The sequence below is a fragment of the Paenibacillus pini JCM 16418 genome, assembly GCF_000576305.1.
GTDB classification, from domain to species: Bacteria; Bacillota; Bacilli; order Paenibacillales; family Paenibacillaceae; genus Paenibacillus_AQ; species Paenibacillus_AQ pini.
On the sequence record NZ_BAVZ01000035.1, the window covers coordinates 1 to 15,206 of the forward strand.

General features: G+C 43.1%; 14 protein-coding genes and 2 pseudogenes. 2 read left to right on the plus strand and 14 right to left on the minus strand.

Going from position 1 to position 15,206, the window contains the following annotated elements; genetic code table 11:
- Positions 1-506: 506 nt before the first annotated feature.
- Positions 507-1,379: a nucleotidyltransferase-like protein gene (locus tag JCM16418_RS22375; RefSeq protein ID WP_242403952.1), complete on the minus strand. Its 873-nt coding sequence runs from the start codon at positions 1,377-1,379 to the stop codon at positions 507-509.
- Between the two features lie 128 nt (positions 1,380-1,507).
- Here JCM16418_RS22375 and JCM16418_RS22380 point away from each other — a divergent pair, with 128 nt between their 5' ends.
- Positions 1,508-1,900 (plus strand): YgzB family protein, encoded by a 393-nt coding sequence (locus JCM16418_RS22380; RefSeq protein WP_036653455.1) that lies wholly within the window; start codon positions 1,508-1,510, stop codon positions 1,898-1,900.
- Between the two features lie 80 nt (positions 1,901-1,980).
- Here the strand turns inward: JCM16418_RS22380 and JCM16418_RS22385 are convergent, their stop codons facing one another.
- The 12 genes and pseudogenes from JCM16418_RS22385 to uptA form a co-directional block, all read right to left on the minus strand.
- Entirely contained in the window at positions 1,981-3,705 is a 1,725-nt protein-coding gene (locus JCM16418_RS22385) for a glycosyl hydrolase family 18 protein (protein WP_081765542.1), read from the minus strand.
- Positions 3,706-3,804: 99 nt separating this feature from the next.
- Positions 3,805-4,230 (minus strand): peroxide-responsive transcriptional repressor PerR, encoded by a 426-nt coding sequence (gene perR / locus JCM16418_RS22390; RefSeq protein WP_036653458.1) that lies wholly within the window; start codon positions 4,228-4,230, stop codon positions 3,805-3,807.
- A 128-nt stretch (positions 4,231-4,358) separates the two neighbouring features.
- Positions 4,359-6,221 carry a DUF4097 family beta strand repeat-containing protein gene (locus JCM16418_RS22395; RefSeq protein ID WP_242403953.1) on the minus strand — a complete coding sequence of 621 codons (1,863 nt, stop codon included), beginning with the start codon at positions 6,219-6,221 and terminating at the stop codon, positions 4,359-4,361.
- Between the two features lie 163 nt (positions 6,222-6,384).
- Positions 6,385-7,098: an MgtC/SapB family protein gene (locus JCM16418_RS22400; protein ID WP_036653461.1), complete on the minus strand. Its 714-nt coding sequence runs from the start codon at positions 7,096-7,098 to the stop codon at positions 6,385-6,387.
- 26 nt (positions 7,099-7,124) lie between these two features.
- Positions 7,125-7,583, minus strand: coding sequence for a GNAT family N-acetyltransferase (locus JCM16418_RS22405; protein WP_036653464.1), 459 nt, complete (start codon positions 7,581-7,583; stop codon positions 7,125-7,127).
- A gap of 90 nt (positions 7,584-7,673) precedes the next feature.
- Positions 7,674-9,112: pseudogene (gene gatB / locus JCM16418_RS22410) on the minus strand (Asp-tRNA(Asn)/Glu-tRNA(Gln) amidotransferase subunit GatB).
- A gap of 26 nt (positions 9,113-9,138) precedes the next feature.
- The gene (gene gatA, locus JCM16418_RS22415) at positions 9,139-10,596 is read right to left on the minus strand and encodes an Asp-tRNA(Asn)/Glu-tRNA(Gln) amidotransferase subunit GatA (protein ID WP_036653466.1); all 1,458 of its coding nucleotides are present in this window, start codon (positions 10,594-10,596) and stop codon (positions 9,139-9,141) included.
- A gap of 27 nt (positions 10,597-10,623) precedes the next feature.
- Positions 10,624-10,911, minus strand: coding sequence for an Asp-tRNA(Asn)/Glu-tRNA(Gln) amidotransferase subunit GatC (gene gatC, locus JCM16418_RS22420; protein WP_036653469.1), 288 nt, complete (start codon positions 10,909-10,911; stop codon positions 10,624-10,626).
- A gap of 158 nt (positions 10,912-11,069) precedes the next feature.
- The gene (locus tag JCM16418_RS22425) at positions 11,070-11,453 is read right to left on the minus strand and encodes a hypothetical protein (RefSeq protein WP_036653471.1); all 384 of its coding nucleotides are present in this window, start codon (positions 11,451-11,453) and stop codon (positions 11,070-11,072) included.
- Positions 11,454-11,727: 274 nt separating this feature from the next.
- Positions 11,728-12,354 (minus strand): MBL fold metallo-hydrolase, encoded by a 627-nt coding sequence (locus JCM16418_RS22430; RefSeq protein ID WP_373280739.1) that lies wholly within the window; start codon positions 12,352-12,354, stop codon positions 11,728-11,730.
- Between the two features lie 7 nt (positions 12,355-12,361).
- A pseudogene (locus JCM16418_RS22435) lies at positions 12,362-12,927 on the minus strand (thioredoxin family protein).
- Positions 12,920-13,540, minus strand: a complete 621-nt coding sequence (uptA, locus tag JCM16418_RS22440; protein ID WP_036653474.1) for an undecaprenyl phosphate transporter UptA — start codon at positions 13,538-13,540, stop codon at positions 12,920-12,922. Before uptA ends, JCM16418_RS22435 begins: the two are co-directional and overlap by 8 nt.
- 182 nt (positions 13,541-13,722) lie before the next feature.
- On the opposite strand from uptA, the gene JCM16418_RS22445 reads away from it, so the two are divergent.
- A complete protein-coding gene (locus JCM16418_RS22445; RefSeq protein ID WP_036653476.1) occupies positions 13,723-14,034 on the plus strand; it encodes a hypothetical protein in 312 nt (103 codons plus the stop codon).
- Between the two features lie 17 nt (positions 14,035-14,051).
- Here JCM16418_RS22445 and JCM16418_RS22450 read toward each other — a convergent pair.
- The coding region (locus tag JCM16418_RS22450; protein ID WP_036653478.1) for an O-antigen ligase family protein at positions 14,052-15,206 on the minus strand (1,155 nt) is incomplete at its 5' end.

Below are 15,206 nucleotides of genomic sequence, written 5' to 3' on the forward strand. Positions count from 1 at the left end.
GTCATTTTGAAACTGACGAGATTAATAATCTCTATTTGCGCTCCACCATTTATCCAGCCTGACGGCATGGACCAAATGGTCTCGCTTTAGATTTTGCAAGCAAAATCTTTACTCACTCGTTGTTCAGTTTTCAAAGATCAATTTCTCTTTCGTTGTCGCTCATTTATCTCAGCGGCAACTTTTATAATATATCATGTTGCCCATTATTTCGTCAAGTGTTTTTTTCGAGATTTTTCATTTTCTCGCTTTGACCCTTGATGCAACAGTGTATGTCTTTTAATGGGGCGAGATATAATTTATCACATATCTTGTACTCGAGTCAACAACATTTTTCAATTAAATTCGACCTCTTACAAAGTACCCTAAAGTTGAGAAACATATGCAAGCTAGCAATTGAAGTCATCACTGCTTTTAACAATGAAATTTATAATATCAAGAACACCCAAATAAAAAATAAGGGAGAGGATTTACGCCTCACCCTTCCCGCTATATAACTTAAGCATTAGCTAATCTACGCAATAACAGATCTCCTGAGCGCCATATCCAGCGTGTTCACTCCAAACGGGTAACTCCTTAATTAAGGAACGATTCACCAACTTACGTAGTACTAACGGCAATTCATTACTTACTATTGAGAGTTCAGGATGATGAATAAGCTCATTTATTGTCCATGGGTGAGAACGACTGCCCATGATTTGCATAAGAGAATTAGAACATTGAGACATTTTGGACATCACGGAGAATTCACAAGCTAATAATACAAGTTCAACGCGTTGTTCCAAAGTCTCTGTACTTAATGTTAGTTCTTCATATAACTTGTGAATTGCTGTATTTCTACTTCGTACCTGCTCCCACACAACAGGCTCCGGGAATATCCCACGCTCAATTAACTCAATACTAGCCCAATGCTTGAGCGAATCAAGAACACTATGATAAGCATCCATAATATGACCATCCTGCATATGACGCTTAGCATCTACATACATCCATAAAAAACGCGCAAACTCAAAAAACATTTTCTGATCCCGCAAAGGTTGTACGAATTCTCTGTATTCCTGCCGCAGCTGTGCAAGCCTGTTATCAGAATCCTTGATGATCTCTCCCTCTAAAAAACATTTAACTAGATCATTCTTCTCCCTAGCAATCAACCATCGCTGCAATGAATCTCGATTAATATGCTGTACCTGACACCGCAATTCTCCAGCCATCGTATGTTCTACTAACGGTTCCATTTCGTCCTGCTCATGCACAATCAGAACTAATAAATCAAAATCATGGAGCAAAGAACCATCAAATTTATGGCCTTGTTGACGATATATAATGGTACCCATGGCATCGACATCAACCGACTCTCCATAAAAAAAAGACAAGTTGGACAAATATAAGTCTCCCTCCATGCATTCCTTGGCGAAATTATACCAATTCAGTTATAATATATTTCTACATGTCCATGTCAGTTCCTTCTTTTTGAGAATACAACTAATTCAATGATTGGAGCTAATTATTCATGAGATTTAAAACAGCAAAAATAAACGCATTCCGCACATGGGGACTGCTTCTTACGATGATCGGCATGGGACTGATGGTACTTGGAACAGCGGGAATCGTATTCTGGGGTCACGCTGGAAGAATCGTGGCAGCCATCGGACTTGTCATTGGACTATTTGCTATGATGGGCAGCTTAGGTATCTATTTCTGGGCGGGCATGCTCTCTACAAGTGCTATTCAAGTCGAATGTCCAGAGTGCCATAAACAAACTAAGATGCTTGGAAAAACTGATCGTTGCATGTTTTGCAGAACCATACTCACAACAGATATCCAGCAGGCTAGTATTACAGCAGAAGAACTTGAATCACGTCAGGAGCAGTCGAAAGCTGCTAGTTCTACACTGAATCAATAAAATGAAATGAAAAGCCGGTCTCCTCAAGGGGACCGGCTTTTCATTTCATTTGAAACTGTATTTACATAATAGAATAAGTTCTAGGGTTTAACGGAAATCTCTTTTAATACATTCCAAGCCTCGACAGTACCCATACTACGGGTCCAAGCCGCAATGCCGCCCAAATTCATCGATTTAGCTAAATCAACTCTTGCCTTAAGCGAAGTAGCATCCTCAATCCATATCTTCTTAAGCACACCATCTTCAGTGTATTCTACATAGTTTTGCTGTACATCGTCCATAAACTGTGGCTTCAGTTTCCTAGTGGCTAAGATATCACTTACCGTCTTCATCCCTACGGCTTTGGAAGAAACTTTCACCTTACCGTCCTTATTCTCTTCCGACCATATTCGTGTGTATAACGGTACAGCAAGAACAAGTTTCTCTGGAGGCACTTGGTCCTCATCCAGTACTTTACGAATCGCCGCTTCTGTCCAAGGTAGTGATGCAACCGAACCCGCCTTAGGACTGGCCGCCCAATGCTCGTCATATGCCATAAGCATAATGTAATCTGCAGCCTCCGCCAGCGAACGGCGATCTAAGAAACGAGACCACATTTCGCTGTTGGATTTAGGTGTAACATCGACTGAGAGAATTAAGCCTTGCGCTTGCGCGAGCGGCTTCATCTCTCTGACAAATTGTGAGATATTAGGGCCATCTTTCGTTTTAACATTTTCAAAATCGATATTGATTCCATCCAGCTTGTACAATTCCGCAAACTGAAGCATCTGTTCCATGATATTTAATCGTGTCTCATAAGTAGCCATCGCATTAGTCGTAATGTCAGGATCGAAGCTATTGTTCAGTAGTCCCCATACATCTATATTACGTGAGTGCGCCTTTGTTACATATGCGGTATCCGCCTGACTATGCACATTACCTTTACCATCAATTACACTGAACCACGTCGGACTAACTACATTTATACCGGAAATCTGATCAATAACGGACGTATCAGGTTTTCGCTGATACACTGCCTCCCATGCTAGATTAACAGGCTTTCCTTCCCAACTACGCTGAGCGGGTGTTTGTGGATTGGGTGGAGCATCGATCGTCTTCTTTTCTCCCAAGGTTATATCCTTCTTCTGAACGTAACCCGCATACCCATTATCCATTTGTGCAAAATACCACTCGCCCTGTGTATCCCAGATGTATAGCTTTGTTCCCTTAGGCATATCTGCAAAGATGGGCTCATGAATCGAAGCACCTTTTCTTAGAGCAATCTTGTCATTATCTTCACCTGAAGAAACAGTACCCATTTGTATGATGTCCCCGGCTTTCATAAGAAGCACAGCGCCTGTTGTTTCATTTTCATGAGTAGCTATCCCATATAACTCTTTAATAGGCTGAACAGGTAAATACAACGTACCTTGCAGCTCTTCTGGAGCAAATCGAAGCTTGATCGGCTTGTTATTAAGCTCAGCGTTGGTCTGACCCGTCTGTAGATGCATCAATTGCCGTAATGTTGTTAGAATCACTGACTTCGTTCCTTCTTCATAACGAATGTTAGGGTCAACCGTCTCCTGCAATATAGGCAGAGGTAACTTCAATTGTTCAGCCGATCCATCTGCAGGTTGCTCCAGCATCTTCCCTTTTACAAAGATTGGTTTGCTTAGTCCTTTCCAGTTAGGTGTCTCATGATTAGAATTCGGAAGCACCTGAGTAACAATCAGATATCCAGCTAGTGTAAATACCAAACATATCGTAAACCAAATCGTAAACCGCCTGCCTGCAGACGAACGTAATCGTTGTCGTTTTCTATTCAAATTGATAATCCTCCAACCATTCCCATTTGTAAAATATCTCTCAAAAAAATAAAAACGTGAAGAATCCTATTTAGGAATCCGCACGTTTCACAATAATGATTAATGAACTTTGCATGATTTGCAAATTCCATATAGCTCCATCCTGAGGCCCTTAACCTGAAAGCCGGTGCTTTCTTCAGCCGTATGCTCTACATCTGCTAAGGAGGGGTAACTGAAATCCTCAATTTTGCCGCACTTCTCACATATCACATGGTAATGATCAGAAACATTAGCATCAAAACGACTTGAACTATCACCGTATGTTAGTTCATGGACCATACCCGCTTCCATAAACATTTTCAAATTATTATATACCGTCGCAACACTCATGCTTGGAAATTTCGGCTCCAGAGCACGGTAAATTTCATCCGCAGTCGGATGGCTCATGCAATCCATCAAATAAGCCAAAATAGCATGACGCTGGGGCGTAATCCGGACACCGGTTGTTTTCAATTGTTCTAATGCACTTTGAACACGCGTTGCCATCAAGCCCACCACCTTATCATCTTCAACAAATAAATTTTATTAGTACCTATATTCTACGTTTATCCTTGGATTATTGTCAATGTAACTAGACTTGTCTATTCGTGCCAACGATAAAAATACAGCTTGTTTCAAGATTTATTCACATTTAAATCACTGTTACCTTCAACATGGACGGAATAGTCAGGAAGTCCGATTTGTCCTGATATTTTCTTCTTATCAACAATGAATTCTGGGAATACATTATGAATATCACCATAACTGATTGTACCATCTAATTCATAATTTCCAATTTCGGGTAGGTCAATGTTTAGCTCGCCAACAGCACTATAGATGTCCCAGTTACCGCCGACAACACCTGATTTGGCAGTTATGCCGCCATTAAGTGATTCGGCATTCAGGTCAAAATGCGCTCCATCCACATAGATATTCCCGTTCTTCGTGCTCGCCTTGATATTCCCTAATGCGCGAATAACAGATACATTACCTACCTGCGTGGAAATATCTGAGTCCTCAGTGATATCCGTAATCTCCATGTTCCCACGATTCGTACTCAAACGAATGGAGCCTGTAATCGAAGTTGCCTGTACAAGGCCGTTTAACGTTTTTCCCTTAATATTACCACGCACATTGATTAAACGAAGCTCCCCATTCGCACTTTCGAGAGAGATACTATCAATCGCTTCAACCTTATTCAGTACAATACTTCCGTTCAACGTGCTCACACTAAAATTAAATCGTCTGTCTTCTGGCAATATAATATTCAAATTCATACGTGGTTGCCTTTTACCAGACTGTCCGTAAGACTTACCTTTCGTTTGAATGCTGATTGCTGTTCCTTCACTTACTTCGACATTTGAAAGGTTGGCCACTTCATCCGCTTCCGGACCCGTAATTTGATCCACCCATACCTCAGTTCGGACTTCAATATTCTGGACAGGGCCACGTTGGAGCGTAATGTCGCCATTAATGTTGTCCACTGTAACATCCTTGGTTTCCATTGTCACCGGAATCACCCTCATGGGCTTATCTTCTTTTTTACCTTCTTGTTCACTGTAATCTACTCCGGCAGCAGTCAAATTCAGACTTACCTTATTCCAGATATGCAAATAGTGCTCTTGCTGTGTTACAAAAAATACCGATGCTGTAAGGAGTACGCATAGAAGCATTCCACCGATATCAAGATGAAAACTTCGCCAAGCCGCACCCTCATTTTTATGAAGGACAATATACATTATGATGTACTCCATCCCCCATGCTACAGCGATCCAAGGCCACCATTTCAGCAAGAGCATCATATGCTCTGTCCCATTAAGCGCATCAAGTAGTAACAGCACTCCAGCCGCGATCAGCAAAAGAAGAGCAGTATACCGGCCTACACGAAGCTTGTGTTTGCGGTTTATCGTATTCAGATGCACAGCATGTTTTTTACGGTACAGTAGAAACGTTTCGCGCACAGCCCACACCGAACCTACTAACAACATAATGACCGCGCAAGCCACTTCACCATAATGACTAAAGAAAAACTCAAGCCATGGTGGCTTCTCATACAATAAAACCAAAGCTATTCCGCTTGCTATGAGCATAACACCGAAAAACAGACCTCGCTCTAGTAAAAAAGGATCATGCATAGTAGCCTTTTGTTCAGCCTTAGAGACATCATGTTTACGATGAATAATGACGAAATCTGCAGTTTGAAGAACATCATATACGTTATAAAAATAAACAACGGGGATGGTAAGCCCCAATATAATAAGTAAAGGAACATTAATCTGCATGCCGATGGAAGAAAAATAAAGCAAAGCCGAAACATCAAGCAAGAGAGCAATAATGAAAGTTATCCCTTTGCGAAAAAGTCCTAAATAAATATGTCCAAGTCCAGGACAAATTGCCGCGAGTAAACCCGCTGTGAATTTACGTTTTCGGGAAAATAGACGGCGACTACGAATTTTTTTGCCTTTTGTCGAGTGAAGTTGTCGCTCTACGGGATGCATCTGACTCAGCTCCTTTTGTCCATAATACCCGGTGCAACCTTTGTTTAAATAGTACCCTAATCCTATATCCCATTAACAGGTAAAAAACTGGATACCATACATACAGAAAAACTCCCGAAACCGGGAGTCTAAACAAAGATCTCAATAGATCTTATTTTATTCATTAATCTAAGGATACCATAGAAACACCCGCTAGTTCTCGAATGTGCGATGCCAGATGAAGGGAATTCACATTATATTTGCTCAGAGCATGTAATGTAATTTCCAGCGTAGTTGTAGGGGGCTGTAGCTCACCATAGGGTACGGTAGCTCGCTCATTTACAATCAGTTTTTTGACAGTAATACCTTCCCGATCAAGCAGAGCTGAAATGTCATCTAACAGCCGAGGTGAGGATATCGCATAAATGGTAATAAGGTGTAGCTTGCTACTGCGAATGTAACGCTGCTCAATTTTATTAAAGACCACTAATGTTAACAAAATCAGAACCGTAGCCGTTATCGATGCGAAATAAAATCCCGCACCTACGGATAACCCCACCGCGGCTACAACCCAAACCGAAGCTGCTGTTGTCAAACCTGTAATAGATTTGCCGGTGAACAGAATGGTGCCTGCTCCTAAAAATCCAATACCTGTAATGACTGCAGAAGCTAAACGTGCTGGGTCAATCCGAATGTTCGCTTCGTTTACAAATTCCGCAAAGCCATATATAGAAAGCATAATAATAAGAGTTGAGCCCATACAAACCAATATATGTGTTCGAAGTCCTGCTGCATGGTTAGAGCGCTCTCTCTCCAGTCCTACGAGGCCACCCAGAAGCATGGATAATAATAAACGAAGCAAAATATGAGCATTGTCAATATACCATGGATCTTGCAAAATCCGATCTCCCCTATCGTTGCCGACTAAATATTCTTATGGAAGGTGGTTAACTCTACCCCTGGGGCTACTGTAAAGGTATCAAAGGGGACAAAGCCATACTTAACATATAAAGAGAATGCGGGCCTATTCTTTGCCCCAGTAGATACGATAAATCGTTCAATATCTGGATGATGATCGAATACATATTGAATTAATTGTCCAGCAATTCCTTTACGAAAATGATTGGGGTGCACCATCATGCGGGTGAGCGTTAGTGAGCCCTTGGATTCACTTTCCACAGCTACAGCTCCAATTAAGTTTCCTTCCTCATCCAATAGGCCATAGAAGATTTCTTTAAGAGCACGCAAACTCTCATGGGTATCCAGCAATGGAGGGATATCCATGAATCCGATGATCTCCGCCTCTAAACGGTAGGCAATCTGCTGCAAATTCCAAATCTGATCGATAATGTCTTCATTTTGCAACGACAGTTGTTTTATCATATTCCGCTTCCCCTCGTTAGTTTACCTATAACGAATATAAAATAAAAAAGGGCTTGCCCGATCGGACAAGCCCACAGAACTGTCTATTTCTTAGCGGCTCAACACTTCCGCCAGCAATTGATTGACGAGTGCTGGATTAGCCTTGCCCTTACTTTCTTTCATAACCTGACCAACCAGGAAGCCAATCGCCTTCTGCTTACCAGCTTTGAAATCTTCAACGGATTGAGGATTAGCTGCAACAACCTGTTCTACAATTGACTTAATTGCACCTTCATCACTAATTTGAACGAGACCCTTTTCTTCAACGATTTGCTGCGGTAGCTTACCGCTTTCCAGCATTTCCTTAAAGACGGTTTTAGCGATTTTGTTACTGATCGTCCCCTTATCAATCAAGCCGATCATTTCGCCTAGTCCTTGACCCGTAATTTTAACTTGCGACAACTCAAGCTATTACTGTTCAGATATCCTAACAGTTCACCCATAATCCAGTTCGATACAGCTTTGGCATCGGATGTATATTTAAGACTATCTTCAAAAAAGTCAGCGAGCGGCTTGGATGAAGTGATTACCTGTGCATCATAATCAGGCAATCCGTATTCGGCTGCATAACGCACCTTACGTGCATCCGGAAGTTCTGGGATCGATGCACGAACACGATCTTTAAAGTCCTGATCGATATGCATCTTCACGAGATCTGGGTCTGGGAAATAACGGTAGTCATGTGCCTGTTCTTTACCGCGCATCGTAAGCGTCTTACCCTTCGCTTCATCCCAGCGACGAGTTTCTTGAACAACGACTCCGCCCTCATCCAATATTTCAGCTTGACGGAATTCTTCATACTCCAAGCCTTTTTGTACACCGCGGAATGAGTTCATATTCTTAAGCTCTGCTCTCGTGCCCAGCTTCTGCTGACCCACTGGACGCAAACTGATGTTAGCGTCACAACGTAAAGATCCTTCTTCCATCTTCACATCGGAAACACCGCAATATTGCATGATGGCCCGAATCTTTTCCAAATAAGCGCGCGCTTCTTCTGGTGAAGAGATTTCCGGCTCGGATACGATTTCAACAAGGGGTGTTCCGACACGGTTAAAGTCAACCAATGACGCGTATCCTCCGTCGACATGCGTCAGCTTTCCAGCATCCTCTTCTAGATGAAGGCGGGTAATGCCAATGCGTTTCTTCTGACCGTTCACTTCAATATCAATCCAGCCGTTCTCACCGATCGGTTGATCAAATTGTGAAATTTGATAGGCTTTAGGGGAGTCTGGATAAAAGTAATTCTTGCGGTCGAATTTACTGACATCTGCGATGGTACAGTTAATAGCCATCGCTGCTTTTATGGCATATTCCAAAGCCTGACGATTGAGTACAGGCAGAACGCCGGGATGACCCAGACAGATGGGACAAGTATGTGTATTGGGCGGAGCACCGAATTCTGTAGAGCAGCCGCAAAATATTTTGGACTCTGTATGAAGCTCAACGTGAACCTCAAGTCCGATAACCGTTTCATATTTGGATGTAGACATCGAATTCCCTCCTTTTCTCTATGAATCTACAGCGTTGGACGCTGTTTATGGTGATCGGTATGTTGCTCATAAGCATGGGCTACACGTAGTACAGCCGATTCATCAAAAGCCTTACCGATAATTTGCAGACCTACAGGTAATCCGTCAGCAAGTCCACACGGAATACTGATCGCCGGAACACCGGCAAGGCTCACTGGAATCGTCAAGATATCATTGAGATACATCGTTAGAGGATCATCTACCTGCGAACCCAATTTAAAGGCTGTAGTTGGTGCAGTTGGCCCAATAATAACATCGTACTTCTCAAATACTTGATCGAAGTCACGTTTGATTAATGTACGCACCTTCTGAGCCTGCAAATAATAAGCATCGTAATACCCTGAGCTCAGCGCATAAGTACCTAGCATGATACGACGTTTCACTTCAGGACCAAATCCCTGACTACGTGACTCATGATATAGATCCAGCAAGTTACTTGGATTCTCCGCCCGGACACCATAACGAACGCCATCAAAACGAGCAAGGTTCGATGATGCCTCTGAAGAAGCTAATAAATAGTAAGTAGCCACTGCGTAATCGGTATGCGGAAGGGATACTTCCTCCCATACCGCTCCAAGGTCCTCAAGCACTTTAAGAGCAGACATCACTTTTTCTTTCACAGATGCATCGATGCCTTCACCCATGTATTCTTTAGGTACTGCAATCCGAAGACCTCGAATATCACCCGTAAGTGAACTTAGATAATCCGGTATTTGCACATCAGCTGATGTCGAATCCATTTTGTCGTATCCAGCAATGGCTTGAAGTACATATGCAGAATCTTCAACATTCTTCGTTACAGGACCGATTTGATCCAAGGAAGATGCGAAAGCGACAAGTCCGAAACGTGAAACGAGTCCGTATGTTGGTTTGAGTCCGACAACTCCGCAATAAGAAGCGGGCTGGCGAATCGATCCGCCAGTGTCGGATCCAAGGGTGAAATATGCTTCACCAGCAGCCACTGCTGCAGCTGAACCACCACTTGAACCACCAGGGACGCGGTCTAAATCCCATGGATTATGTACGGGGTGAAAGCTTGAATTTTCATTCGATCCGCCCATGGCGAATTCATCCATGTTCAGCTTACCAAGTGTAATTGCATCTGCTTCGCGCAATTTACGGGTAACTGTTGCATCATACACAGGATTAAAGTTGGAAAGAAACTGACTTGCACAAGTTGTACGCAGTCCTTCCGTTACAATGTTATCTTTAATTCCGGCAGGCAGACCAAACAATAGACCCCGCTCCTCACCAGCAGCAAGTTTATCATCTAATCTCCGGGCAGCGTTTCTTGCGCCCTCCTCGTTTAACGTCAAATAAGCGCCTACACGTCCATCACGCTCACTAATCATTTTGAAAGTCTGATTTACAAGCTCAAGCACGGAAAGTTCCTTGGCATTCAGCTTATTATGTAATTCCTGTAATGTATTATCCAGCAAACTCAATTGATGTTCCTCCTTTCAATATGATCTCTATTCCAATACAGCAGGTACTTTAAATTGGTTGTCTTCTTCGTCTGGTGCGTTTAATAGTACTTTTTCGATCGGTAAGCTTTCGCGCTGCTCATCATTACGCATTACATTGCTTAAATGAAGCACATGCGTTGTTGGTTCGATACCTTCGGTATCCAGTTCATTTAATTGGTCGGCATATTGTAAAATGGCATTCAACTGTTCTGTGAACATTTGCTCTTCATCTTCGCTCAAATTAAGCCGAGCCAGCTTGGCCACATGCTGTACATCTTTTGTCGTAATACTCATTAATTGAATTCCTCCTTGGTCCTTCTTACATTTAAAGGATTAAAGCCTTAAGGATAACGTTTCTAATTATATTGTAGAACCTGCGACAATTCAATCCATGCCCTGACGATTCCAGTGTAACAAAAAAAAGAATCGGCATATAGCCGATCCTTTCATTTCTAAATCCATGCACGTAAGTTCACTTGTTTAATGAAATCCGCTTGGGACAATATCTCAGGTGCAGTCTCTTCCTCTTCTTCATCTTGCTCAAGCTCGCCGTTCATCACTTGATGAAACAGCTCCTCATTATATGTCGCAAGGGCGTAATCGATCAGCGCTTCCCGCGTGGTCATCTCAACTTCATGCTGTATGAGCAATTCTTCTGGCTCTACATCGGTCGATGGCACAAAAAAATTACGGTTAATCTTCGGTACACGGATGACATAATCGAACGCATTGTCCGGATTCCGGTCATAGGCGATTAGAAAACCGTAATCTCCTATGGGAAGGTTCTGTTCAAAGGCGTCCGCGACGATAACAATCTTTTCCCCTAATTGCAGCATCGTCAACCTCCTAGATGTCTATCATATTGTCTGTATAGTCTACTAAAAAATAGTAGCTATGTCTACGGCCTCACAAATAAAAAAAGAATCATCTGCACAAGGTACATCAGGCATACGACCATGGAAATAAAAAGCACACAAACCGGGATCATTCCGCAGCTTGCATGCTTTGTTGGTTAATTAAGAGCTAAAAGTAACAATATTGTCATTGTAACAATGTCTTGTACGTTTGTCTAGTATAAAGTACCCATGCGATGTCGAAAAATTGTCAAGCTCAACGGACATAAGGATTATTCGCACGTTCATAACCGATCGTCGTTCTTTGACCATGACCAGGGTAAACCTTCACTTCATCTGGAAACGTAAATAGTTTATTTTGAATCGAATCCATAAGATCCCGTTCCCTACCCCCATACAGGTCCGTACGCCCAACGCCCATTTTAAACAGGACATCGCCGGAGAACAAATCATTGCCACACAAAAAGCTGACGCTTCCTGGGGAGTGCCCTGGTGTATGGTACACGCTAAATGTATGACCGATCAGTTCTAGCTTCTGACCTTCATCTAAACTGTATTCAGCTGGCTCTGTCGTTAAAGGCGAAGTAACTTGAGGCCAGTTCTGCGAGCCATTAAGCTTGGGATTCATCAACCAGTCGCTCTCCATGTCATGCAGATAAACAGGACAGCCCTTAAGCTTACGGATTTCTTCGACTCCGCCCATATGGTCGAAATGAGCGTGCGTGAGCAGAATGGCATCCACCTTCAGATGTTCTATCCGCTTAATAAGCGCGCCAGGGTTCATACCAGGATCAATAATAACTACATGTTCTGGGTCTTCGCCAGTAAGTAAATATGCATTGGTCTGCAAAGGACCTAAGCAGAAAGATTGTATGTTTAGCATGATGTGATTATAAACCCGAAATCAGTTCACGAAGTTCTTGAATAACAACCTCATGGAATTCGGTTCCTTCCCCATATGCTGCGATCAGTCTTTACGAACTTCGGTCATCTTATCTTGGTAGTCAGGTGCTTCACGATCAGGGTTTTCTTTCTTAAAATTAACCATCACTTCTTGAACATGTTTCGGACGAGGACCCCAGTGTCCTAACACATATCCGCCTGTATCAAGGAAAATAACGATAGGTACACCTCTACCACCCATCGTCAAAAACTGATCCATTACATCAAAGTTTTCTTCCAAGATCAAAACTTCAGTTGGAATGTCCGCTGTTTCAAGAGCCCGAAATACAACGGGGACGTTACGCACAACATCGCCACACCAATCAGCAGCCAGAATCATAACCCGCAGATCATCCCGAAATTTCAAGCTTTCAAAAAATTCACGATCACTTTCATTAGTCCAAGAAAACTGCTCATAACCGGATATAAAAGCTTCTTGATTCTTCTGCATGCCCTCCATAAACTGGCTTGGAGATATTCCTGTATCAAGCTTATTTGCTAAGTTCTTACTCATTCACTTTTCCCTCTTTTCCCTTGGATATCATCCATTTAATTAAGAAATATATAATTAATAACGCAAGTGCAACTAATAGAATAGGTGTTATATACGGAGCAGCCTTCTCATCAATATTCTCCCACTGGTCGCCCATCATCCAACCCAAATATACAAACAAGGCAGACCATGGAATAACCGCGAGCGTGGTGAGTAGTGTGAACTTTCCTAAGTTCATTTTGGACATCCCCGCAGGTATGGAAATGGCATGACGAACAACAGGAATGAAGCGAGCTGTAAAAATTACACCTGTCCCATATTTAGTGAACCAATGTTCCGCATAATCAATGTGTTTCTTTTTAATGAAAATGTACTTACCGAACTTATCCAGTACAGGCCGACCTCCGTAACGTCCAATCCAATACACGAACAATTGAGCAATGACGCCTCCGATCGTACCAAACACAACGGCTCCGAAGTAATTAATGTGCCCACTCGATACTAGGAATCCTCCATAAGCAAGTACGATCTCACTGGGAATGACCTCAATCATTAATCCCAGCATAATTCCAAAATAACCTAACGTTTGGATCCAATGAAACAATTGATTAATAATGTCCGATAATAGATGCACTTTGAACCCTCTTTCTACGTGTTCTGCATTCGGAAAGTCTGATTACCCTTAAGAAGTTTGTCCTGCTTCTAACCTATTCTAGCATATGGTTCCGCATGACAGCTACCTCCGCCTAATTGCTTGCTCAAAGTGTCTTTGTAGGGCATTTGCGCATATGGTGTGGAAAAAAGGAGTGAGTCCTATTGCCCCCAATTCCTCAAAACAAAAGGCCAACCCTACCTTCTCCAAGAGGTATCCGCAGAGCTTGTAGCAAAGAACTGTACCGCGCCATTAAACGTTTAAAAGTTCATATCCCCTCCGATCTGCTTAAGCAAGGCGAGGAGCTTTATTACCGTAAAGTCATCGGCAAATTACTTTGGATTCATGAAAACCATAGTAATCGAAAATTGTTATGTACGTGGTGGGAAGAAGAAGTTGCCGGCGAACTTGCTAGTTTATGGCAGGTAGATGAGACTAAGCTATGCACTGCTTTTCGAGATGCCTATGGAGGTTAACATCACGAAGTAAAATGCTAATGAGAAGCTGCAAGGGCAAGGCCCATCTTATTAAGCTGAGTAGCCCACATCTGTGCCTCCGATGTCAAACGGAATTCTCTATCATTTCGAATCGGATTGCGTAAGATATGCCCTGCCTTCTCCTTATAATCAAGATATAACTTTGCCCCAATTTGAATGATGCGACGAGCCTCTGATCGATGACCATCGGCAAGTTCTTCGCGTGCTAATCGAACGATAATTCCCAGACTCTTCGTTGACTGTTCAGCATTAAAGAGGTCATAGTGCCTGCCTGAACGAATCCAGGTAATGGCCTCCTCTGCATCTCCTAGACGGCTGGCGTTATTCGCCAGCTCCCAGACCAGAGCCGCGTGTCCGGGATTATAGGACAAGCTCTCTGTGAGAACGACTTTGGCCTCCTTAGCCGGAAGTACGCTTGCCAAATCCAAGGCCGTACTGTAGTCGGCAGGATTCCATTGCAGTGAAGATTTCAACAGAGCAATAGCTCGGAGGTTGTTCCTTTCGTATAAGGCCTGATCATGTTGTGTATTAGCCATTTGTCCTCGGAAGGCAACAACGGTTAAAGCCGCCGTTATCACTAGCCCCATGCTAACCATACTGATGATGGCATTTCTCAGGACTACCGAGCGTCCATTCAATTGAAAATCAGCAAGCCCTGATTTGGCGGTCTGTGGACTAGCTGCCTGACCTATTAACACAAACATTAATAGCCAGATTAGGCCAAAACTCCAGTCTATATCTGCGATGCTATGCAAAACGATTACACCATAAGCAGGAAGTAACAGGCGGTTATTTCTCCAGAGTAGCCATCCTGCTGAGATAATCAACATAAGAATCATCATTAAACCAACCACACCGGTATTCAGCAGGATATCCATGTAACCACTATGTACCTGATTCCCTACGTAAGGCTGCGATTGAACAGCACGGTACGACATGCGCCAAGTATCACCGCCTTGCCCGAACCATGGCGCCTGCTCTACAAGCTTCCACGCGTCACGGTACATCGCTCCACGTGCGGAGACCGTGCTGTAATTTGCGGTGATCCGCTCACGCACGGTCCAGAAGACCGCGGCTGCGCCCGCGGTCCACAGCATACCAGCCGCCGCCAAGGAAAAGCGGCGGCCAAGAGCGCCTGCGGCTTCGCCGCG

Bases quoted from the DNA above. Each gene is read 5' to 3' on its own strand.
- perR (WP_036653458.1), bottom strand. From the start codon at position 4,230: ATGGCAACGCGTGTTCAAAGTGCATTAGAACAATTGAAAACAACCGGT.
- JCM16418_RS22425 (WP_036653471.1), bottom strand. From the start codon at position 11,453: ATGCTGCAATTAGGGGAAAAGATTGTTATCGTCGCGGACGCCTTTGAA.
- JCM16418_RS22430 (WP_373280739.1), bottom strand. From the start codon at position 12,354: ATGCTAAACATACAATCTTTCTGCTTAGGTCCTTTGCAGACCAATGCA.
- JCM16418_RS22395 (WP_242403953.1), bottom strand. From the start codon at position 6,221: ATGCATCCCGTAGAGCGACAACTTCACTCGACAAAAGGCAAAAAAATT.
- JCM16418_RS22405 (WP_036653464.1), bottom strand. From the start codon at position 7,583: ATGATAAAACAACTGTCGTTGCAAAATGAAGACATTATCGATCAGATT.
- JCM16418_RS22380 (WP_036653455.1), top strand. From the start codon at position 1,508: ATGAGATTTAAAACAGCAAAAATAAACGCATTCCGCACATGGGGACTG.
- gatC (WP_036653469.1), bottom strand. From the start codon at position 10,911: ATGAGTATTACGACAAAAGATGTACAGCATGTGGCCAAGCTGGCTCGG.